Origin of the sequence: Streptomyces sp. NPDC001068, assembly GCF_042897315.1 — a bacterium.
Classification (GTDB): domain Bacteria; phylum Actinomycetota; class Actinomycetes; order Streptomycetales; family Streptomycetaceae; genus Streptomyces.
This window is the reverse complement of sequence record NZ_JBIAYD010000013.1, coordinates 180,720-201,041: the sequence shown is the minus strand read 5'-3', so window position 1 is coordinate 201,041 and position 20,322 is coordinate 180,720. Positions and strand designations below refer to the sequence as shown.

23 protein-coding genes and 1 riboswitch are annotated in these 20,322 nt (G+C 72.3%); of the genes, 10 read left to right on the top strand and 13 right to left on the bottom strand.

Translation table 11 applies throughout. The annotated features are described in order from the left end of the window. Window positions 1-26 precede the first annotated feature (26 nt). From ACFY3I_RS33700 to ACFY3I_RS33665, 8 genes are all read right to left on the bottom strand, one after another. The gene (locus ACFY3I_RS33700) at window positions 27-1,628 is read right to left on the bottom strand and encodes an alpha/beta hydrolase (RefSeq protein ID WP_390864800.1); all 1,602 of its coding nucleotides are present in this window, start codon (window positions 1,626-1,628) and stop codon (window positions 27-29) included. A 129-nt stretch (window positions 1,629-1,757) separates the two neighbouring features. After that, window positions 1,758-2,519, bottom strand: coding sequence for an urease accessory protein UreD (locus ACFY3I_RS33695; protein ID WP_390864923.1), 762 nt, complete (start codon window positions 2,517-2,519; stop codon window positions 1,758-1,760). Then, on the bottom strand, window positions 2,516-3,196 hold the full coding sequence (gene ureG, locus ACFY3I_RS33690; RefSeq protein WP_390864799.1) for an urease accessory protein UreG: 681 nt from the start codon (window positions 3,194-3,196) through the stop codon (window positions 2,516-2,518). The genes ACFY3I_RS33695 and ureG overlap by 4 nt, the downstream gene beginning before the upstream one ends. A 179-nt stretch (window positions 3,197-3,375) precedes the next feature. Then, a complete protein-coding gene (locus tag ACFY3I_RS33685; RefSeq protein ID WP_390864922.1) occupies window positions 3,376-4,053 on the bottom strand; it encodes an urease accessory protein UreF in 678 nt (225 codons plus the stop codon). Between the two features lie 17 nt (window positions 4,054-4,070). Beyond that, window positions 4,071-5,792, bottom strand: a complete 1,722-nt coding sequence (locus ACFY3I_RS33680) for an urease subunit alpha (RefSeq protein WP_365285269.1) — start codon at window positions 5,790-5,792, stop codon at window positions 4,071-4,073. Then, on the bottom strand, window positions 5,785-6,096 hold the full coding sequence (locus ACFY3I_RS33675) for an urease subunit beta (RefSeq protein ID WP_365285267.1): 312 nt from the start codon (window positions 6,094-6,096) through the stop codon (window positions 5,785-5,787). The genes ACFY3I_RS33680 and ACFY3I_RS33675 overlap by 8 nt, the downstream gene beginning before the upstream one ends. Before the next feature lie 11 nt (window positions 6,097-6,107). Next, a complete protein-coding gene (locus tag ACFY3I_RS33670) occupies window positions 6,108-6,410 on the bottom strand; it encodes an urease subunit gamma (RefSeq protein WP_365285265.1) in 303 nt (100 codons plus the stop codon). Between the two features lie 375 nt (window positions 6,411-6,785). Further along, entirely contained in the window at window positions 6,786-7,064 is a 279-nt protein-coding gene (locus ACFY3I_RS33665) for a type II toxin-antitoxin system Phd/YefM family antitoxin (protein ID WP_390864798.1), read from the bottom strand. 151 nt (window positions 7,065-7,215) lie between these two features. Between ACFY3I_RS33665 and ACFY3I_RS33660 the strand changes: the two genes are divergently transcribed. The 3 genes from ACFY3I_RS33660 (at window position 7,216) to ACFY3I_RS33650 (ending at window position 9,189) form a co-directional block, all read left to right on the top strand. After that, complete coding sequence (locus ACFY3I_RS33660) at window positions 7,216-7,851, top strand: ATP-dependent Clp protease proteolytic subunit (protein ID WP_390864797.1); 636 nt, start codon at window positions 7,216-7,218, stop codon at window positions 7,849-7,851. Window positions 7,852-7,858: 7 nt separating this feature from the next. Beyond that, complete coding sequence (locus ACFY3I_RS33655) at window positions 7,859-8,167, top strand: hypothetical protein (protein WP_390864796.1); 309 nt, start codon at window positions 7,859-7,861, stop codon at window positions 8,165-8,167. A gap of 331 nt (window positions 8,168-8,498) precedes the next feature. Then, window positions 8,499-8,712, top strand: a riboswitch (cyclic di-AMP (ydaO/yuaA leader). A 3-nt stretch (window positions 8,713-8,715) separates the two neighbouring features. Next, the gene (locus tag ACFY3I_RS33650) at window positions 8,716-9,189 is read left to right on the top strand and encodes a C40 family peptidase (protein WP_365285257.1); all 474 of its coding nucleotides are present in this window, start codon (window positions 8,716-8,718) and stop codon (window positions 9,187-9,189) included. Window positions 9,190-9,232: 43 nt separating this feature from the next. On the opposite strand, the gene ACFY3I_RS33645 is transcribed toward ACFY3I_RS33650, so the two are convergent. After that, entirely contained in the window at window positions 9,233-9,691 is a 459-nt protein-coding gene (locus ACFY3I_RS33645; protein WP_390864795.1) for an ATP-binding protein, read from the bottom strand. A 212-nt stretch (window positions 9,692-9,903) separates the two neighbouring features. Here ACFY3I_RS33645 and ACFY3I_RS33640 point away from each other — a divergent pair, with 212 nt between their 5' ends. Both ACFY3I_RS33640 and ACFY3I_RS33635 read left to right on the top strand, forming a co-directional pair. Further along, the gene (locus tag ACFY3I_RS33640) at window positions 9,904-10,764 is read left to right on the top strand and encodes a helix-turn-helix domain-containing protein (RefSeq protein WP_390864794.1); all 861 of its coding nucleotides are present in this window, start codon (window positions 9,904-9,906) and stop codon (window positions 10,762-10,764) included. Between the two features lie 9 nt (window positions 10,765-10,773). Further along, a complete protein-coding gene (locus tag ACFY3I_RS33635) occupies window positions 10,774-11,001 on the top strand; it encodes a DUF397 domain-containing protein (RefSeq protein WP_362561995.1) in 228 nt (75 codons plus the stop codon). Between the two features lie 60 nt (window positions 11,002-11,061). On the opposite strand, the gene ACFY3I_RS33630 is transcribed toward ACFY3I_RS33635, so the two are convergent. Continuing rightward, window positions 11,062-12,189: an 8-amino-7-oxononanoate synthase gene (locus ACFY3I_RS33630; RefSeq protein WP_390864793.1), complete on the bottom strand. Its 1,128-nt coding sequence runs from the start codon at window positions 12,187-12,189 to the stop codon at window positions 11,062-11,064. Window positions 12,190-12,353: 164 nt separating this feature from the next. On the opposite strand from ACFY3I_RS33630, the gene bioB reads away from it, so the two are divergent. From bioB to bioD, 3 genes are read left to right on the top strand one after another with little or no spacing between them, the layout of a single operon-like run. Next, window positions 12,354-13,586, top strand: coding sequence for a biotin synthase BioB (gene bioB / locus ACFY3I_RS33625; RefSeq protein ID WP_390864792.1), 1,233 nt, complete (start codon window positions 12,354-12,356; stop codon window positions 13,584-13,586). Further along, a complete protein-coding gene (locus tag ACFY3I_RS33620; RefSeq protein WP_390864791.1) occupies window positions 13,579-14,859 on the top strand; it encodes an adenosylmethionine--8-amino-7-oxononanoate transaminase in 1,281 nt (426 codons plus the stop codon). Before bioB ends, ACFY3I_RS33620 begins: the two co-directional genes overlap by 8 nt. 2 nt (window positions 14,860-14,861) lie before the next feature. After that, a complete protein-coding gene (gene bioD, locus ACFY3I_RS33615) occupies window positions 14,862-15,578 on the top strand; it encodes a dethiobiotin synthase (protein WP_365285245.1) in 717 nt (238 codons plus the stop codon). 297 nt (window positions 15,579-15,875) lie between these two features. Here the strand turns inward: bioD and ACFY3I_RS33610 are convergent, their stop codons facing one another. Next, complete coding sequence (locus ACFY3I_RS33610) at window positions 15,876-18,107, bottom strand: LuxR C-terminal-related transcriptional regulator (RefSeq protein ID WP_390864790.1); 2,232 nt, start codon at window positions 18,105-18,107, stop codon at window positions 15,876-15,878. A 116-nt stretch (window positions 18,108-18,223) separates the two neighbouring features. On the opposite strand from ACFY3I_RS33610, the gene ACFY3I_RS33605 reads away from it, so the two are divergent. Both ACFY3I_RS33605 and ACFY3I_RS33600 read left to right on the top strand, forming a co-directional pair. Further along, a complete protein-coding gene (locus ACFY3I_RS33605) occupies window positions 18,224-18,910 on the top strand; it encodes an esterase/lipase family protein (RefSeq protein WP_390864789.1) in 687 nt (228 codons plus the stop codon). Between the two features lie 75 nt (window positions 18,911-18,985). Beyond that, a complete protein-coding gene (locus ACFY3I_RS33600) occupies window positions 18,986-19,669 on the top strand; it encodes a class I SAM-dependent methyltransferase (RefSeq protein ID WP_390864788.1) in 684 nt (227 codons plus the stop codon). Window positions 19,670-19,681: 12 nt separating this feature from the next. On the opposite strand, the gene ACFY3I_RS33595 is transcribed toward ACFY3I_RS33600, so the two are convergent. Together ACFY3I_RS33595 and ACFY3I_RS33590 are read right to left on the bottom strand one after the other, a co-directional pair. Further along, window positions 19,682-20,056, bottom strand: coding sequence for a fic family toxin-antitoxin system, toxin component (locus tag ACFY3I_RS33595; RefSeq protein WP_390864787.1), 375 nt, complete (start codon window positions 20,054-20,056; stop codon window positions 19,682-19,684). Window positions 20,057-20,060: 4 nt separating this feature from the next. Continuing rightward, window positions 20,061-20,312, bottom strand: coding sequence for a toxin-antitoxin system HicB family antitoxin (locus ACFY3I_RS33590; protein ID WP_390864786.1), 252 nt, complete (start codon window positions 20,310-20,312; stop codon window positions 20,061-20,063). Window positions 20,313-20,322 lie beyond the last annotated feature (10 nt).

The window sequence follows — 20,322 nt, the reverse complement described above, 5'->3', positions numbered from 1 at the left end:
CGCCCCTCATCGCCGCTCGGAGCGGGTTACGGCTGCGGTGTGGCGTGCGGCGCGCAGGTCACGTCCGCGCGGTCCAGCTTCCCGGTGAGCAGGTAGCTGTCGACACGGCTGTTGATGCACGGGTTGACCAGACCGGTCACGCCGTGCGAGCCGGCGCCCTGCTCGGTGATCAGGCGGGAGCCCTTGAAACGCTTGTGCAGGTCGACGGCGCCCGGGTACGGGGTGGCGGCGTCACGGGTGGACTGCACGATCAGCACCGGCGGCAGGCCCTTGTGGGTGGTGACGTGCACCGGGGTCCGCTGCTTGACCGGCCAGGTGGCGCACGGCAGGTTCAGCCACGCGTTGGCCCAGGTCATGAACGGGTACTGCTTGTTCAGCCGGGTGTTGTCGCGGTCCCACTGCTTCCAACCGGTGGGCCACTGGGCGTCGGTGCACTCGACGGCGGTGTAGACGGCGTTGCCGTTCTCCGCCGAGATGTTGCCCGCGGTGTCGGTGAGGTCCGGGGCGGCCGCGTCGACCAGCGCCTGGGTGTCACCGGCGGCGTACTTGGAGAACACCGTGGCGACCGGCACCCAGGAGGAGTCGTAGTACGGCGCGCTCTGGAAGAAGCCGATCAGTTCGTTGGGGCCGACGACCCCGCCGATCGGGCTCTTCTTGGCGGTGGCGCGCAGCCGGAGCCACTCGGCCTGGACGGCGGCACGGGTGGTGCCCAGGTGGAAGGCCGCGTCGTGGGCGGCGACCCAGTCCTCCCAGTCCTTCCAGCGGCCCTCGAAGGCGACGTCCTGGTCCAGGTTGGCCTGGTACCAGATCTTCTCCCGCGACGGGTCGACGACACTGTCGACGATCATCCGGCGCAGGTGCCCCGGGAAGAGCGTCCCGTACACGGCGCCGAGGTAGGTGCCGTAGGAGACGCCGAGGTAGTTGAGCTTCCGCTCGCCGAGCGCGGCCCGGATGACGTCCAGGTCGCGGGCGGTGTTGGGGGTGGTCATCTGCTGCAGCATCGCCCGGCCGGTGCGCTCCGCGCAGCCGTCCGCGTACTGCCTGGCGAGCTTGCGCTGGGCGGTCTTGTCCGCCTCGGTGTCCGGCACCGGGTCGGCCTTGGGCGCCTTCACGAACTCCTGCGGGTCCTCGCAGGAGATGGGCGCCGAGTGGCCGACGCCGCGCGGGTCGAAGCCCACGAAGTCGTACGCCTTGGAGGTGTTGACCCACAGCGGGTTCTTGGTGGTGACCCGCAGCGGGAAGCGCATTCCGGAGCCGCCGGGGCCGCCGGGGTTGTAGACGAGCGCACCCTGGCGCTCCGCCTTCGTCCCCGTGCTGCCCACGCGGTCGACGGCGAGCTTGATCTGCTTGCCGTAGGGCTTCGCGTAGTCGAGCGGCACGCTGACCCAGCCGCACTGGACGGGCTTGGCCAGAGCCCAGTCGGCGGGACAGTCGGCCCAGTCGATCCCGGTCTTGGCCGCGTGCGCGGCGGCGACGCTCGCGCCCCACTGCTCACGGTCCTGCCCGTGCCGGGCCTCGGCGCCGGCCGCGGGGGCGGCGAGCGCGCCGGTGACCAGGCTCGCGGTGACGAGCGCCCCGGCCGCGCCGGACGCGAGTATTCGGCTCCTCGATCTGACGTTGTCCCTCAAGTGGGCCCTCCCCGTACGTGGTTGCGAATGGTCAGGGAGGATCCTTCCGGCTGTGAACCTCCTGAGAACAGGGTGTGACAGCCGTCTTTACCAATCCGATAACCGGACGATCTCGTCCCGCTGAGCGGATCACCCCCCGAGGTGACCCAACGCCTCGTCCAGTACCCGCCTGAGCAGCAGCGCATCGCGTGCCACCGCGCTCACGAGCACGGCGGGCCCGGTCAGCGGGGTGACGGCGGCACCCTCCCCCAGCATCCCTGCCGTCACCGGCTCGGTGGCGAACTCCGGCCGCACGACGACGAGTTGCCCTACCACCCGGTGTCCGGCCAGGACCGCGGGGCCGTCCCAGCCGCCCGGCGCCCCGGGACCGCAGGCCACCTCCTGGTCGAGCAGGGCCCTGCCGGCGACGCGCACCGTGAGCCGGCTGGTGAGCCGCCCCGGCTCCTCCCCCACCCGTCCGAGCACCTGCTCCTCCCGCAGCACCAGCCGCCCGGCGGTCCCGACGTCGACGCGCGTGCGGACGTACAGGTCGCTCCCCTTGGCGGAGATCAACTGCTCCGGCAGCCAGCGCAGTTCGCCGCCGTCGGCGACGTCGAGCCGAACGTCGTACCGGGCCGGCGCCTTGAGCTGCCCGGGCAGGGCGATGGTCGCCGCGGCCGATCCGACGGACAGCCGGGCACCCTCCGCCACGTGGGCCTCGATGCCGAACCGGTCCCCGCCGAGCGGCCCGCTCATCGCCCCGACGACCATCACCCGCGCCTCGGCACCGCTCCCCCGGGTCCGTCGCAGGGCGAGGGGCCCCTCCCCCTCCAGAACCGGCAGCGCGGTGCCGCCCCGTCCGTCGCCGCGAGCCACGATCCGCGCGGCAGCACGCACCCCGGTGCCGGTCATGCCGTCCACGCGGCGAGCCGTTCCCGCACCCACCGGGCCACGTCGGCGACCCCGGTCTCACCACGCAACGACTGCAGGACCACCGGCAGTTCGGCCCGCTGGGCCTTCGCGTCGGCGGACATCCGGGCGAGGTCGGAACCCACGTAGGGCGCGAGGTCGGTCTTGTTGACGACGAGCAGGTCGGCCGTGGTGACACCCGGGCCGCCCTTGCGCGGGATGTCGTCGCCCCCGGCCACGTCGATCACGAAGATCTGGGCGTCCACGAGTCCCTTGGAGAAGGTCGCCGTGAGATTGTCGCCGCCCGACTCCACGAGGACGAGGTCCAGCGGGCCGACCTCGTCCTCCAGGTCCTCCACGGCTTCGAGGTTGGCGGAGATGTCGTCGCGGATCGCGGTGTGCGGGCAGGCCCCCGTCTCGACGGCGGTGATCCGCTCCGGCGGCAGCACGGCCTCCCGCAGCAGGAACTCGGCGTCCTCACGTGTGTAGATGTCGTTGGTGACGACGGCGAGGGAGAACTCCTCGCGCAGGGCCCGGCACAGTGCCGCGACGGTCGCGGTCTTGCCGGACCCGACGGGTCCCCCGAGCCCGATGCGCAGGGCACGGCGTGATCCGTCGGGACGGCGGGCGTCGGCACCGACGGCGGCGGGGCCGTGCGAGTGATCGTGGTCGAGATGCATGTGCGGCTCCCTGTGAATACGCGGCCTGCGAACGGCCTGTTCTGCTCTACCGGCCCCGGACGACTCATGGCGGCGGGACGCCCACCAACACCGTTATGTCCCCCGGTTCTTCGACAAATCCCGGCCCTGAGGCCGCTCCTGGCCGCACGACAACTCCCGGCCCCGCGGAGGCCTTTCCGCTACGACGCGAACAGCCGCACCGCCCACTCGGCGTGCCACTGCGCCCCGATCTCCATCAACGGCGCCGAGGCGGCGGGCAGTTCGTCCACGTCACCCGTCGCGGCCACCCTGCCCGCCGCCTCCACCGCACGGTCCACCACGCGGTCCGCCTCGGGGGCCAGCCGGGCCAGCACCCCCGTCGCCTCGAACGGGTCCAGGCTCAGCAACCGCACGACCGCGGTGGCCGGCCCGCTGACACACTCGTAGGCCGCGCAGTGGGCCGCGTCCCCGGCCGTGAGCCCCGCGGCCCTGGCCACCGCCCCCAGCACCACCGGCTGATGCGCACCTCTCGGGAACTCCCGTGCCAGAGCTTCGAGTTCGGCGGCCGGCCAGGCGGCCCGGCCGGCCCGCAGCAGCTGCCGACCCAGCCTGCGGGCCGTGCCCCGCAGCACGGGTGACGGCGTCCGGGCATCCGCCGCCGCGTCCAGTTCCCGTACCGCGACACCCAGTACCGCGGCCGCGGCGAGCGCACCCGCCACCAGTCCCGCCGTGTGCAGCCGGCCCCGGCAGAACTCCTCCAGACTCGCCGCCCCGGTGATCCGCCCGGCCTTGACGGCCGCCTCCGCCCCGCCGGAGTGCGCGTGCCCTCCGGCCGGGAAGCGACCGTCGGCCAACACCAGCAACGCCGCCCGAGACATCGCGGACACCGGGCCTTTCAGAAGAGGAAGTAGCGCTGGGCCATGGGCAGTTCGGCGGCCGGCTCGGCCTCGACCAGCTCCCCGTCGATGTACACGGCGAAGCTGTCGGGGTCGACGCGTACGTTCGGCCGGGCGTCGTTCTCACGCATGTCCGCCTTGGTCACCCCGCGGGTCGACTCGATGGCGACGAACCGCTTGCCGAGCCGCAACCGCTCCGGCAGCCCGTCCTCGACGGCCGCCGGGGCCACGAAGTTGACGGAGTTGGACGCCGGTGCCCGCCCGATCGCCCCGTACATGGGGCGCGGCAGGATCGGCTGGGGCGTCGGGATCGACGCGTTGGCGTCGCCCATCTGCGCATAGGCGATCTGGCCGCCCTTGAGCACGAGATGCGGCTTGACCCCGAAGAACGCCGGCTCCCACAGGACGAGGTCGGCGAGTTTGCCGCTCTCGACGGACCCGATCTCCCGGGCGAGCCCCTGGGCGAGCGCCGGGTTGATCGTGTACTTGGCGACATAGCGACGTACCCGGTGGTTGTCCGCGCGTCCGTCGCCCGGCAGCGCGCCGCGCCGTCTCTTCATGACGTGCGCGGTCTGCCAGGTCCGCAGTATCACCTCGCCCACACGCCCCATGGCCTGCGCGTCGGAGGAGATGATGGAGATCGCCCCCAGGTCGTGCAGGACGTCCTCCGCCCCGATGGTCGAGGGCCGGATCCGCGACTCGGCGAAGGCCAGGTCCTCCGGCACGGCGGGGTTCAGGTGGTGGCACACCATCAGCATGTCGAGGTGCTCCTCGGCGGTGTTGACGGTGTAGGGCCGCGTCGGGTTGGTCGAACTCGGCAGGACGTGCGGCTCGGAGACGACCGTCATGATGTCCGGGGCGTGCCCGCCGCCCGCACCCTCGGTGTGGTAGGCGTGGATCCCGCGACCACCGATGGCGGCGAGGGTGTCACCGACGAACCCGGCCTCGTTGAGCGTGTCCGTGTGGATGGCCACCTGGATCCCGGTGCGGTCGGCGACGGTGAGGGCCGCGTCGATGACCGCCGGGGTGGATCCCCAGTCCTCGTGCAGCTTCAGTCCGAGGGCCCCGCCCCGGATCTGGGAGAGCATCGCCTCGTGCGAGACGGTGTTGCCCTTGCCGAGGAAGCCGATGTTGAGCGGGTAGTGCTCCATCGCCTCCAGCATCCGGGCGAGGTGCCACGGACCGGGGGTCACGGTGGTGGCCTTGGAGCCCTCGGCCGGTCCGGTGCCACCGCCCACCAGGGTGGTGATCCCGGCGGCGAGTGCCTCGTCGGCGATCTGCGGGCAGATGAAGTGGACGTGCGCGTCCACGCCGCCGGCGGTCAGGATCCGCCCGTTGCCGGCGATGACCTCGGTCTCGGGCCCGATCACCAGCTCGGGGTGGACCCCGTCCATGGTGTCGGGGTTGCCCGCCTTGCCGATGCCGGTGATCCGGCCGTCGCGGATCCCGACGTCGGCCTTGACGACGCCCCAGTGGTCGATGATCACGGCGCCGGTGACGACGGTGTCGGGGGTGCCTTCGGCGCGGGTGGCGCGCGCCTGGCCCATGGATTCGCGGATGACCTTGCCCCCGCCGAACACGGCCTCGTCCCCGGCGAGCCCGGGCCCGCCCGCGCGGTCCTCCTCGATCTCCACGATCAGGTCGGTGTCGGCGAGCCGGATCCGGTCGCCGGTGGTCGGTCCGAACAGGTCGGCGTAGGCGGCGCGGGAGATCTCAGGCATCGAGGGCACCTCCGGTCTCCCCGCGCAGCCCCGGGACGACACGGGCTCCGGCGAGGGGGACGAGTTCGACGTCGACGGGGATGCCGGGCTCGAAGCGGACGGCGGTGCCGGCGGGGACGTTCAGCCGCTTCCCGCGCGCGGCGGCCCGGTCGAACTCCAGTCCGGGGTTGGCCTCGGCGAAGTGGTAGTGGGAGCCGACCTGCACGGGCCGGTCGGCCGCGTTGAGGACGGTCGTCCGGGTGACGTCGCGGCCCTCGTTGTACACGACCGGCCCGTCGGCGAGGAGGACCTCTCCGGGAATCATCGGCGGCCCCCTCAGACGATCGGGTCGTGGACGGTGACGAGCTTGGTGCCGTCCGGGAAGGTCGCCTCGACCTGCACGTCGTGGATCATCTCGGGGATGCCCTCCATGACGTCGTCCCTGGTGAGCAGCTTGCGTCCGGAGGCCATGAGTTCGGCGACGGTGCGGCCGTCGCGGGCGCCCTCGAGGATGTGCGACGTGATGAGGGCGATCGTCTCCGGGTGGTTCAGACGCAGTCCGCGGGCCCGGCGCTTCTCGGCCACGTCGGCCGCCACATGGATGAGCAGCCTCTCTTGTTCGTGCGGGGTCAGTTGCACGTCCCACCTCACAGTCCTCGCTCCGGACCGTGCGGGGTCCGGTCGCCGCAGCCACCGCGACAGATCGGGCGGACCCGATCGGGACAGGAAAACCCCTGGTGGCGTGGATCGGCAGGCTAGTTTGCCGGAGTTTCGGCCACGTTAACCGGACCTTGATCGTCTGATGACCGGCGCATGGGGGTACGTCCCGGCGCACGGTACGCGTCCCCGGCCCCGCCGAACGGGTCGTCCCGCCTCTCGTCGCCGCCCTCGCACCCGTACGGGTGAAACGCCGCGCCGCCCGGCCCTGTCGGCACCTCCGCGGACGGGTCCCCGACAACCGCCGCCGGCCCTCCCCCGGGCATGCCGGAGAAGGGCCGACGTCATGACGCGCGTTCAGGAGCCGGCGGCGCCCCGGTGTTCGGCCGTGATGCCGAATCCGCCACGCTCCGGGCGTACGACGGCTGCCTCGCGAACCGTGGAGACCGCGCTGACCACCTGGTCCTCGGCCGGCTCCGACAGCTCCTCGAGGCGCTCGAGGTCGGCGGCGGAGACCAGGGCGACCAGAGGCTTGCCGTGCCGCGTCACGACGACGCGCTCACCGCCGTACACCACCCGGTTGATCAGGTCGGCGAGCTCAGCCCTGGCTTGCGTCACCGGAATCTCGTAGGCCATGTCCTCAGCTTACGGGGCGCCCCGGACAGCACATCTTGTTCGGCGACAGCGGAATCCCGGCTCGACACCCTCCCAGCGTTCTGTACATCCTGTACGTTCCTTACCGAGAGTTCGGCCGCTGAGACAGCTCAGCCGCGAGGAGGGGTACGCCATGACCCGACCGTCCGCCCGCTACGTCCTGCCCGAGTTCACCGAACGCACCCCCGCCGGGCAGCGCACCCTGGATCCGTACGCGAAGCTGCTGGAGGAGCGGATCGTCTTTCTCGGCACACCCGTCGACGAGACCTCCGCCAACGACGTGACGGCGCAGTTCATGCACCTGGAGCACGCCTCGCCGGACCGGGACATCTCGCTGTACATCAACTCCCCGGGCGGCTCGTTCAGCGCGATGACCGCGATCTACGACACCGTCGGGTACGTCACCTGCGACGTGGAGACGATCTGCCTGGGCCAGGCCGGGGCGTCGGCCGCGGTGCTGCTCGCGGCGGGCACCCCGGGCAAACGGTCCATGCTGCCGGGCGCGCGGATCGTGCTCCGGCAGCCGTCGCTGCCGGAACCGGTACAGGGCCGGCCGAGTGATCTGGCCATCCAGGTGGCGGAGTTGGAGCGGACCCGAGCGCTGCTGGAGGAGATGCTCGTCCGGCACACCGGGCGTACCGCCGCCCAGGTCCACCGGGATCTGGAGCGGGACCTCGTACTGGACGCGCCGGCCGCGCTGGCGTACGGGCTGGTGGACCGCGTCGTGCCCAGCCGCAGGAGCATGCTCGGCCTGCCGGACGCGGGGTGAGCGCCCGATGCCGCTGCCGGAGCTGCCACCGCTGCCCGCGCTGACCCGGGCCGAGGGCGAGCTGATCGACCGCTACCTGGACGTCGTCGACCTGCTGGGCCGGATCAACCCGGCACAGAACGAGGACACCTATCGTGGGCTGCGCGCCGCGCAGGCGCTGGTGCGCGCGGCGGCAGAGCTGCGCGACGCGCTCGCCCTGATGCACGGGCGGGGCGAGTCGGAGCTCCACGGGGACACGCTGGCACGCGCTTTGCGGGTGCTCGACGGTGAGCGCCGGACCGCGCGCGTCGTACTCCCGCCCGACTGCGTACGGTGAGGCCCGCCGAAGTCCGGTGCACCACGTCCACCGGCCGACGGGGCCGGAGTTGAAACGACCCAAAGGGGTTACGGCTGTTCGGCGGAGCGTGGCGTGGTTTTACCTGACCGACGAGACCGCTCAGGATGCGCGCGAGAGAGCGCCCGCGAGGGGCTGCGCCGCAGGTCCGGGGCTACGCAGGCCAGTTGACGAATATTCGAACACACCCCTGTCCACCCGAACGGGTGGGTGGTGAGTAACCCCACAAATAACCGGTTCCGTTGGGATTTTCGGACACACGTAGGTGAAGATCCCTGTCTGACGACAAGCCCCCGCCACAGCGGCGGGGCGATCCGGGCGGACGCCGAGTCCTGCCGCCGCCCGGATGACCGGTCGACGGAAGTGGATCGGCAGGAGTGGAGGACCCGAGCACGACGGGTCGCCGGCACGGTCGAAGTCCGACCGGACCGCGCAGCCCTTGGGGTGAAGCCGTGGAAACACGGCCGGGCAACTTCGCCAGCCCGAATCCGACAGGTCATCCTTCACAGGCGGCTGACGAAGGGTTGCGCATGACTGCGCTCAATCGTGTCCCGTCGCTGATGGCACGGGCCGGCACGGCCTCGGCACTCACCATCGCCGCCGTGGGCGGCTCCATCGTGATCCCCGGTGTCGCCTCCGACGCCTCGGCCGCCACGATGGCGACGAAGGCACTTCAGGTCGCGGCCTCGAAGAAGGGCTCGCCCTACAGGTGGGGTGCCACCGGACCGAACCGGTTCGACTGCTCCGGGCTCACGCTGTACTCGTTCAAGAAGGCGGGCAAGAAGCTCCCGCGTACGGCGGCCCAGCAGTACAACAAGACCCGTCACATCTCGGCCGGCAACCGCAAGGCCGGGGACCTGGTCTTCTTCCACTCGGGCTCCAGCGTGTACCACGTCGGCATCTACGCCGGGAAGGGAAAGATCTGGCACGCCCCGAAGACCGGGGACGTGGTGAAGCTCCAGAAGATCTGGACGCGCAGCGTCTGGTACGGCCGGGTCAGCTGACCCGCCCGGAACCACCCCGCGGCCGGCCGGCAGGAACTCAGGGCTACGGTTCCTGTTGGCCGGCCGCGGTGACCGTGCCGGCCGGGACGGCCCAGGGCAGCTCGATGAAGACGGTCTTCCCGCCCTCCCGGGTGGGACGCACCCGGAGCCTGCCACCGCACTCCGCGGTGAGCCAGCGGATGATGACCATGCCGCGCCCGTTGTCCTGCTGGACCGCGGCCGGGAGTCTCTTGGGGAAGCGCGGGTGGCTGTCCGTGACGCCGATGCGCAGCCGTTCGTCACGGTCGAGGACGAGGTCCACCGTGAAGGTGGGGGACTGCCCGAAGGTGTGCTGCACCGCGTTGGTGGCGAGCTCGGAGACGATGAGGCGGATGGTGTCCGCGGTCTCCGTCCGGGGTGACAGCCCCCATTCCGCGAGGGTGCCAAGCGCGTAGGAACGGGCCGTGGACACCGAGGCGGGATCGCTCGGCAGAGTGATGGATGCTTCCAGGTGGTCTGCCATGGCGACGTCGTCCCTTTCCCACGGGACCGTGGTCCGACACGGTGCGGATGGTTCGAGTACGGTCCCGGACTGGTGCTTCTTCGCCAGACTGCCATTACCGGGGCGGCCAGGGGAGCGATCCACCAAGATATGCATATATCTGTCGCTCGATGCGGTGAACTCTGCGACCTCAGAGCGTATTTGGGTGACCCGGAAGGAGTAAGGAGTAGCCCATGCAGAACGGTCCCGCGGTGCGCCGCCGGAAACTCGGCGCCGAGCTGCGCACACTGCGCACCGGCGCCGGCCTCACGAGCGGCGAGGCCGCCCGCCTGGTGGGCTGGCATCAGTCGAAGGTGAGCCGGATCGAAACCGGCGCCAGTGGTGTGAAACCGGCCGATGTGCGGTTACTCCTCGACGCCTACGGTGTGGCCGAGGAACAACTGCGCGAGTTGCTGCTGGTGTTGGCGGGGTCGGAGGACACCGCCGGGCGGCACCACTGGTGGCACGCCTATCGCGGGGTCCTGCCGCCCACCTATCGCGATTTCATCAGCCTGGAGTCGCAGGCCCGCGCCATGCGCACGCTGGAGACCTCCGTCGTGCCGGGGCTGCTGCAGACCCCGGAGTACGCGCGCGCCGTGACCCGGGCGGCCGTCGACGGGCTCGACGACGAGGCGCTGGACGCCCTCGTGAAGGTGCGTCTGGCCAGGCAGGACGTGCTGCGAAACCATCCGCCGCTGGAGCTGAGCGCGGTGCTGGACGAGGCCGTGCTGCGCCGGGAGGTGGGCGGCCCGGGGGTGATGGCGCGTCAGCTGGAGCGGCTGGCGGCGGCGGCCCGGCTGCCCCAGGTACGGCTCCAGGTGCTGCCGTTCTCGGCCGGAGCGCATATCGGCATCACCGGGCCTTTCGTAATCTTCTCATTTCCGAGCACTTCTGATCTGGACGTGGTTGTTCTCGACCAGTTGACGAGTAGCCTCTACCTCGAACGGAAAGAAGACCTCCAGTCCTACACGGAGGCCTTCAACTCCCTTCAGATGCACGCCCTTTCACCCGAGGACTCGTTGGATTACATCGCCGGGATAGGTGACGGCGCGTAAGGAGGCACCATGACTGCACTGCCTCGGAACGTACCTTCAAGTGCTGATCTGCACGGACTGCGGTGGCTGCGCAGCAGCTACAGCACCGGAGCGAACAACTGCGTGGAGACGGCACGGCCGCGCTCCGGTCGGCTGACCGGACTGCTCGCGGTGCGCGACTCCAAGGATCCGGCCGGACCCGCGCTGCTCTTCTCCCCCGGGAGCTGGGCGGGTTTCGTGTCGGCGCTCACCGGCTGATCGGACCGTGACCGACTCCGTATCCGCATTCCGGTCAGGACCCGGCCGTGTCACGCCGACTCATGGTCGTGTCTGACCGATCACCTGTACAGCGCGTTCGATCTCGGCCCCGGAGAGGTCCGCACGGGCGGTGAGCCTGAGCCGTGACACGCCGTCCGGCACGGACGGCGGACGGAAACAGCCCACGGCCAGGCCTGCCGTACGGCAGTCGGCCGCCCACCGCACGGCCCCCTCCGGGGACGGGGCCCGCACGGAGACCACCGCGGCGTCCGGACGCACCGCTTCCAGGCCCGCGGCGGTCAGCCGTGCGTGCAGTTCCGCGGCCACCGCGCGGGCCCGCCCCGCCCGTTCGGGCTCGCGGCGCAGCAGCCGCAGCGCCGCCAGCGCCGCTCCCGCCGCGGCCGGGGCCAGGCCGGTGTCGAAGATGAAGGTGCGGGCCGCGTTCACCAGATGGTCGATCACCCGGGCCGGACCGAGCACGGCCCCGCCCTGGCTGCCCAGCGACTTGGACAGGGTCACCGTGACCACCACGTCGTCGGCTCCGGCGAGCCCGGCCGCCCGCGGCGCGCCCCGCCCGCCGTCCCCGAGCACCCCGAGCCCGTGCGCGTCGTCCACGAGCAGCCCGGCGCCGTGCTCCCGGCAGGCTTCGGCCAGCGCGGCCAGCGGCGCCGCGTCGCCGTCCACGGAGAACACCGTGTCGCAGACGACGACCGCCGGCCCGTCGTGCGTCCCGAGCGCCTTGCGCACGGCGTCCGGGGCGCAGTGCCCCACGACCTGGGTGGTACCCCGGGCCAGCCGGCAGCCGTCGATGAGCGAGGCGTGGTTGAGGGCGTCGGAGACGATCAGGGAGCCGTGCGGCCCGAGGGTGGTTACGGCGGCCAGGTTGGCCGCGTAGCCGGAGGAGAAGACCAGGGCCGCCTCGAACCCGCAGAATTCGGCCAGCTCGCGCTCCAGCTCGGTGTGGAGCTCGGTGGTACCGGTGACCAGCCGCGAGCCGGTGGAGCCGCCGCCCCAGGTCCGGGCCGCCGCCGCCGCGCCCTCGGTCACCTCGGGGTGGTGCGCGAGGCCCAGGTAGTCGTTGCCCGCCAGATCCAGCAGCGGGGAGTCGGCGGGGCGGGGGCGCAGGGTCCGTACCAGTCCGGCGCGGCGGCGGAGTTCCGCCTGTCCGTCGATCCAGCCGAACGCCATGGCCCCTCCGGTACGTGTGTAGGCGGTGTTTCTTTGTAGGCAGTGGACAGACCCTAGCGGGCTCACCACTCACCCACTGTGTGGCAATACCCACACGTCGAACTGACAGGGTTGTGCAAACTCTCCTTGGCCAGGAGCGGCCCCGTAGTACAGGATCGGCTCTCATGGACCTGCTGAACACGCTGGTGGACAAGGGGCTTCGGCGCGAGCTGCCGACCCGCGAGGAAGCGCTCGCCGTGCTGGCGACCTCCGACGACGACGTGCTCGACGTGGTGGCCGCGGCCGGCAAGGTGCGCCGGCAGTGGTTCGGCCGGCGCGTGAAACTCAACTACCTGGTCAACCTCAAGTCGGGCCTGTGCCCCGAGGACTGCTCCTACTGCTCGCAGCGGCTCGGCTCCACGACCGGGATCCTCAAGTACAGCTGGCTGAAACCCGACGAGGCCTCCAAGGCGGCCGCCGCCGGTCTGGCCGGGGGCGCCAAGCGGGTCTGCCTGGTCGCCAGCGGACGCGGTCCGACCGACCGCGACGTGGACCGGGTGGCCGGCACCATCAAGGCGATCAAGGAGCAGAACGAGGGCGTCGAGGTGTGCGCCTGCCTCGGCCTGCTCTCCGACGGCCAGGCCGAGCGGCTGCGCGCGGCGGGCGCGGACGCCTACAACCACAACCTCAACACGTCCGAGGGAACGTACGGGGAGATCACCACCACGCACACGTACGCCGATCGGGTGGACACGGTCAACAAGGCGCACGCGGCCGGTCTGTCGGCCTGCTCCGGTCTGATCGCCGGGATGGGTGAGACCGACGAGGACCTGGTCGACGTGGTCTTCTCGCTGCGCGAGCTGGACCCGGACTCGGTGCCGGTCAACTTCCTGATCCCGGTCGAGGGCACCCCGCTGGCCAAGGAGTGGAACCTCACCCCGCAGCGCTGCCTGCGGATCCTCGCGATGGTCCGGTTCGTCTGCCCGGACGTCGAGGTCCGGATCGCCGGCGGCCGCGAGGTGCACCTGCGGACCATGCAGCCCCTCGCGCTGCACCTGGCCAACTCGATCTTCCTCGGCGACTACCTGACCACCGAGGGCCAGGCCGGCCAGGCCGACCTGGAGATGATCGCGGACGCCGGGTTCGTGGTCGAGGGCGCCGACGAGGTGACACTGCCGAAGCACCGGGCCGACGTCGCGGCCGGGGGCTGCGGGTCGCATGCCGAGGCCGGGTGCGGGTCCCACGCGGAGGCCGGGTGCGGGTCGCACGCGGAGGCCGAGTGCGGGTCGGGGGTCTGCGGCTCCCACGCGGACGCCGCCGCTCCCGCGGAGGCCGCCGCTCACGTGAACGAGCCGCGCACCGACCTGGTCGCCGTCCGCCGCCGGGGTGCCGGAACGGACCTCGCGCCCAATGCCTGACCTGGGCGTCCCCGAGCTGCTGGAGCTGGACCGGCGGCACGTCTGGCATCCGTACGGACCGATGCCGGGCGTGGCCGAACCGCTGGTCGTGGAGTCGGCGAGCGGGGTCAGACTGCGGCTCGCGGACGGCTCGGGCGAACTGGTCGACGGCATGTCCTCCTGGTGGTCGGCGATCCACGGCTACCGCCACCCGGTGCTCGACGGGGCCGCGCGCGACCAGCTCGGCCGGATGAGCCACGTGATGTTCGGCGGGCTCACCCACGAGCCCGCGGTACGCCTGGCGAAGCTCCTTGTCGACATGTCGCCGGACGGTCTCGAGCACGTCTTCCTCGCCGACTCCGGGTCGGTGTCGGTCGAGGTCGCGGTCAAGATGTGCCTGCAGTACTGGCGTTCGCTCGGCCGTCCCGGCAAGCGGCGCCTGCTGACCTGGCGCGGCGGCTACCACGGCGACACCTGGCAGCCCATGTCGGTGTGCGACCCCGAGGGCGGGATGCACGAACTCTGGTCGGGGGCGCTGCCCCGCCAGGTCTTCGCGGACGCGCCGCCGGCGGAGTACGACGAGTCCTACGCCGACCACCTGCGCTCGCTGATCGAACGGCACGCGGACGAACTGGCCGCGGTGATCGTCGAGCCGGTGGTGCAGGGCGCGGGCGGGATGCGGTTCCACTCCCCCGCCTATCTGCGGGTGCTGCGCGAGGCGTGCGACACACACGGCGTACTGCTGGTGTTCGACGAGATCGCGACCGGTTTCGGCCGTACGGGCACGCTGTTCGCGGCGGACCAGGCGGCCGTCACCCCCGACGTGATGTGCGTGGGCAAGGCGCTGACCGGCGGCTATCTGACGATGGCCGCGACCCTGTGCACGTCCCGGGTGGCCGAGGGCATCTCGCGCGGCGAGGTGCCGGTGCTGGCCCACGGACCGACGTTCATGGGCAACCCTTTGGCCGCGGCGGTGGCCTGCGCCTCGCTCGGGCTGCTGCTGGGCCAGGACTGGCAGGCGGAGGTCAAGCGGATCGAGACGGGCCTGCGGGACGGCCTGGCACCGGCCCGGGAGCTCCCCGGTGTCCGGGACGTCCGGGTGCTCGGCGCCATCGGGGTCGTACAGCTCGACCACGAGGTGGACATGAAGACCGCCACCGCGGCCGCCGTACGCGAGGGAGTGTGGCTGCGGCCGTTCCGCGATCTCGTCTACACGATGCCGCCGTACGTCACGGACGACGCTGACGTGGCACGGATCGCGCGCGCGGTGTGCGCCGCCGCGCGGGAGGGATGAACATGCCGATCCTGATCATCACCGGGACGGGCACCGAGGTCGGCAAGACGGTCACCACGGCCGCCGTGGCCGCCTCGGCGCTCGCGGCGGGCCGCTCGGTGGCGGTGCTCAAGGCCGCGCAGACCGGGGTACGACCGGACGAACGCGGGGACGCCGACGAGGTCGCGCGGCTCGCGGGCCCGGTGACGACGGCCGAACTCGCCCGCTTCCCGGAACCGCTGGCGCCCGGCACGGCGGCCCGGCGGGCGGGTATGACCCCCGTGGGCCCGCACGAGGTGGCGGAGGCCGCGGCCAAGCTGGCCACCGAGCACGAACTGGTGCTGGTCGAGGGGGCCGGCGGGCTGCTCGTCCGGTTCGACGCGGCGGGCGGCACGCTCGCGGACGCGGCCCGGCTGCTCGACGCGCCGGTGCTGGTGGTGGCGGCGGCCGGGCTCGGCACCCTCAACACCACCGAGCTGACGGCTCGTGAACTCCGCGCCCGTGAGCTGGAGTTGCTGGGCGTAGTGATCGGCAGCTGGCCGAAGTCAGCCGATCTGGCGTCGCGTTGCAACGTCGCCGATCTCCCGGAGGTGGCCGGGGCGCCGCTGCTCGGTGCGCTGCCGGCCGGCGCCGGGGCGCTGACGCCGGCCGACTTCCGCGCGACGGCGCCCGGTTGGCTGTCGGCGCGGCTGGACGGGACCTGGGACGCGGAGGCGTTCCGGGAGCGCGAAGCGGTGTAGTACCGGACCGGCCGCGCGGCGGCTGGTCGCACAGTTCGCCGCGCCCCTTCAGGGACGGTGCTGCAACGCCCCTTTCAGGGGCGCGGGGAACTGCGCGACCGGCCACGACGGCGCCGCACCCGGCCGACGGACCCAAGGGCTGTCCCGTAATCCCCGGCGGGCGCACGACGACGGCTACGGCACCTCGCGGCGTTGTCGGGGTCGCCCGAATACGCCCAGTATGAGGGCGACCCTCCGCCTTGCGATGCACCGCATCCGACGCCGTGCGCCGACCCACCGGGGACTACGGGACAGCCCTTAGGGCGACTCCCCGAGCAACCGGACCAGTTCGATGCGGGAGCGGATGTCCAGCCGGGCGAAGACCCCACGCAGGTGGTGGTCGATCGTGCGCGGGCTGAGGTTGAGCCGGTCGGCTATCTCGCGGTTGGTGGCACCCTCGGCGGCCAGCCGGGCGACCAGGAGCTGCTGGGCGGTGAGGACGGCGGCCGGGTCCGGCGCACCGGGCCCGGCGGGTGTCGGTGCCGTGCCCAGGGCGCGGAGTTCGGCACGGGCCTGGGCCGCGCAGTGCGTGGCACCGAAGGATTCGAAGGCGGCCAGCGCGCTGTGCAGCCGGTCGCGTGCCTCGGGGCGTTGCCGCATTCTGCGCAGGGCCCCCGCCAACAACAACTCGGTGCGGGCGCGTTCGAGTTCCCGGGTGCCCCGGGCGTGCAGGTCGAGTGCGGCCCGGTAGTGCCGGACCGCCTCGGCACCGGGGGTGAGCAGCGCCCGGCAGCGGGCGCTCAGCGCGAGGTCGTCGGTGCTGCGGACGGCGGCCGCCCAACGGTGGTAGTCGGCGTGCGCGGTGCGGGCGACCCGGGTACCTCCGGTGCGGACGGCGGCCTCGACGTAGTGCGGGGTGGCCAGGTGCCGGATGGCCCGGTGTCCGTGTCCGGGGCCGAATCCGGCGAGGGCGCGCAGCCGGGCCGCGGCGGCGGGGAAGCGGCCGGCCGCCAGGTCGAGGAAGGCCAGCGCCCACTGGGCCAGGGCGGCGGGCAGGCCCAGCCCGTGCGCCGACGCGTGCGCCTGGACCGCGCCGGCGTGCTCCCGGCAGGCCTCCTCTTCGCCCCGGACGGCGGCGAACATGGCTAGTGCGGCCCGCAGATGGCAGGCCCCGTTGTCCCGCCCGGTGGCGTGGGCCTGCTCCAGGGCCTCCCGGACGGCGGCTTCGGCTGCCCGGTTGCGGCCGCTCCAGAAGTCGGCGTAGGCGCGGAACTCGGTTGCCTGTGCGGCCGTCGCCGGGGTGCCCAGGGCACGGGACGAGGCGGCGGCCCGCAGGGTGGCGGTGGCGGCGCGGGTGTGGTCGCCGAGCATCAGCGCCGCCATGCCGGAGTGGATCAGCAGACCGGGGTCCCCGCCCGGCCCGCAGCGGCCGGCGGCGCCCTTGAGGAGGATCCGGGCGTCGTCGTAGCGGCCGTCGGCGGCCGCGGCGAGTGCGGCGAGGATGCCGGGCGGGGGGACGCCCAGCCACCGGGCGAGGTCGTGGGCCTCGCGGCAGCGGCCGAGGTCACCGGTGTACACGGCCGCCTCGGTGGCGAGGGCGAGGAGCCCCGTGGAGTCGAACGCCCACGGGCCCCCGCCGCCCGCCCGCGGCCCCGGTCCGGCGGGAGGTGCGCAACCCGCCTGCCGGACGGCGGCGGTGATCAGGGCGTCGAAGGCCTCCGCCGCGTTGCCGGCCCGGAGGGCGAGGACGCCGTCCAGGGCGGTGTCGTCCGTACGGGCGGCGAGCCGTCTCGCCCGGTCGGGCTCTCCGCAGCGCCAGGCGTCGGCGGCGGCCAGGGCGAGCAGCCGGGCCTGTGCCACCGGGTCCGGGCAGAGGTCGGCGGCGCGTTCGGCGAGGGCGCGGGCGAGCGCGGGTCTGCCCTCGGCGCGGGCCCGGTCGGCGGCGGCCCGGAGTTCCGCGGCGAGCCGGGCGCTGGGTCCGAGCGCGGCTGCGCCCCGGTGCCAGGAACGGCGGCTGGACTCGCCCTTGCCGCCCAGCACCCGGGCCAGCAGTTGGTGGGCCGCACGCCGGTCGGCCGGTGAGGCGGTGCCGTAGGCGGCGATCCGGGTCCAGGCGTCCCGGAAGAACACCCCGCCGGCTCCGGCGTGGGCGACGCCGACGGCCTCGGCGGCCTCCAGTGGGCGGGTGTCGAGGCGTCCGGCGGTGACCGCGCGCAGGAAGGAGTGGGTGGCGACCGGGTACTGGTCGGCCGCGGCCAGGAGCAGCAGCCGGCGGGTGTCGTCGGGCAGGGCGCGGACCTCCTGGCGCAGGGCATGGAGCAACCGCGGTGCGAGTTCCGCCGGTTCGGCGGGCAGCGGGTCGAGTCCCGCCGTCTGCCGTGCGGTGAGGCGCGGCACGAGTTCGGCCACGGCGCGCTGGTCCTCGTGTACGACGCGTCGCACCCGGGCGCGTACGCCCTCGGGGAGCGCCGAAGCGGGGCACGGCCCTGCTTCGGGCGTCTGCGGTGGCGAAGTGCGGTCGAGAGGTGGGGGATTCACCGGTATCACCACGCGAATGACGTTACTGGCGGGTTAGTTGACTCGTAAAGACTGGCGACTTCGCCGATGCGGCGCGCGTAGACCCGTCCCGACACTCCTGAACAACCCCACCCGTTTCAGGAGGCATCATGCAACGCGCCACGCGTCGCATCGCAACCGCTCTGACGGCGATAGCCGGTTCGCTCCTTCTGTCACTCCCCCTGGCCACCGCTCCCGCGCAGGCGGCGAGCCACGACCCGGTCGTCTTCGTGCACGGTCTCAGCAGCGACGCCAGTACCTGGGACGACTGGATCGCGGACTTCGAAGCGGACGGCTACTCGTCCTCCCAGCTGTTCGCGTGGTCGTACGACTGGACGAAGTCGAACGTCACCACGGCCTCGCAGCTGTCGAGTTACATCCAGACCGTACTGGCGCGGACCGGAGCCTCGAAGGTGGACCTGGTGGTCCACTCGATGGGCGCGCTGAACAGCCGCTACTACCTCAAGAACCTCGGCGGGACCGCCTACGTGGACGACTTCGTGTCGGTCGCCGGGGTGAACCACGGGACGAGCACCGCCGCGCTGTGCGGGTGGCTGTACACGTCCTGCAAGGAGATGACGACCGGCAGCTCCTTCCTCACCGCCCTCAACTCCGGTGACGAGACGCCCGGCGGCGTCTCGTACGCGGCCTACTGGTCGAACTGCGACTCGGCGATCGACCCGGACTCCTCGGCGCTGCTGAGCGGGGCAACCAACGTGGGTGTCGGCTGCATCTCGCACACCGACATGAACAACGACCACGGCGTCTACCAGCAGGTGCGGGACTTCATCGGCTGATCCGGCGGCGGGGGGTGCGACGGGCCCGCGCGGGGGACAATCTCCCTGGACCTGCTCGCCTCGGGAGGTATCGTCATGCGGCTGATGTCCACCGCCGCCGGGAAACCGGCGCGGGATCCCGTCCACCACCCGCTGTTCGCCCGCTACTACGCCCGGGTCAGCGTGACCGCCGAGACCAGGCTCGGGATGGCCGACGTCCGGGACCGGCTGCTGTCCGGGCTGTCCGGACGCGTGATCGAGGTCGGTGCGGGCAACGGCCTGAACTTCGGCCGTTATCCGGCCTCCGTCGCGGAGGTCGTCGCGATCGAACCGGAGCGCACCCTGCGGCGGTTGGCCACGGAGGCCGCGGTCCGCGCCGAGGTCCCGGTGGACGTGGTGCCGGGCGCGGCGGAGGCACTGCCGGTGAAGAGCGAGGCGTACGACGCCGCGGTGCTCTCGCTGGTGCTGTGCAGTGTGCGGGACGTGCGGCGGGCGCTCGCCGAGGTACGGCGGGTGCTGCGGCCGGGCGGTGAGGTCCGGTTCTTCGAGCACGGCCGGGGCGGCGGCCCGGCGATGCTGTTCACCCAGCGAGCGCTGGACCGCACCGTGTGGCCGATGCTGAGCGGCGGCTGCCACCTGTCCCGGGAGCCGGTCGCCGGGTTGCGCGCGGCCGGGTTCGAACTCGGCCCGTACCGGCGGCTGTTCCTGCCGGAGGACGGCCTGCGGCTGCCGACCTCACCCTGTGTGCTGGGGGTCGCCCGCAAGCCCCATGAGCCCTGACCGGAACCCCGCTCACAGGCTCCAGCCGCGCAGTTCCTCCGCGATGTCGGACACGCTCGCCTCACCGGACTTCACCAACCGCGCCAGATCACGGACCTGTTCGGGCGAGGTGGCGACCTTGAGGCCGCTGGCGACCAGGTAGGCGTAGGCGACGGAGGACGCGAAGAGGGCGTTCGAGCGCTCGAGGGCGGGGACGTGGATGAGGAGTTGCAGCAGGGAGGCGGCGCGCGCCTGCGGGCTGTCGTAGACGGGGACGTCGAATATCTCGGCCCGGTGCCGGGCGACGGCCGCGATCAGCGCGCCCCAGTCACTGACCTGGGGGTCCCCCGGGGTCTTCTGTTCGGCGAGCATGAGGAGCCAGGCGAGATCAATGGTCAGGTCGTTCAAGGGATCAGTGACGGCCTTCGGTCTTGTCGGACGTGTCGGAACCCTGCGCCTCGCCGAACTCCTCCGCGAAGACGGACTCGTACTGCTTCATGAAGTCGGCGGCGGCCTCGACGAACGTGCGGCCGGCCTCCCCTGTGTCCTGCATGACCAGTTCCTCTATGTAGCGGTTGACGCTCACGCCGCGCGCGAGGGCGCGCTCACGGGCCGCTCTGGCGGTGCCCTCGTCCACGCGCACGTTCAGCTGGGTCTTCGCCATACCTAGAAGC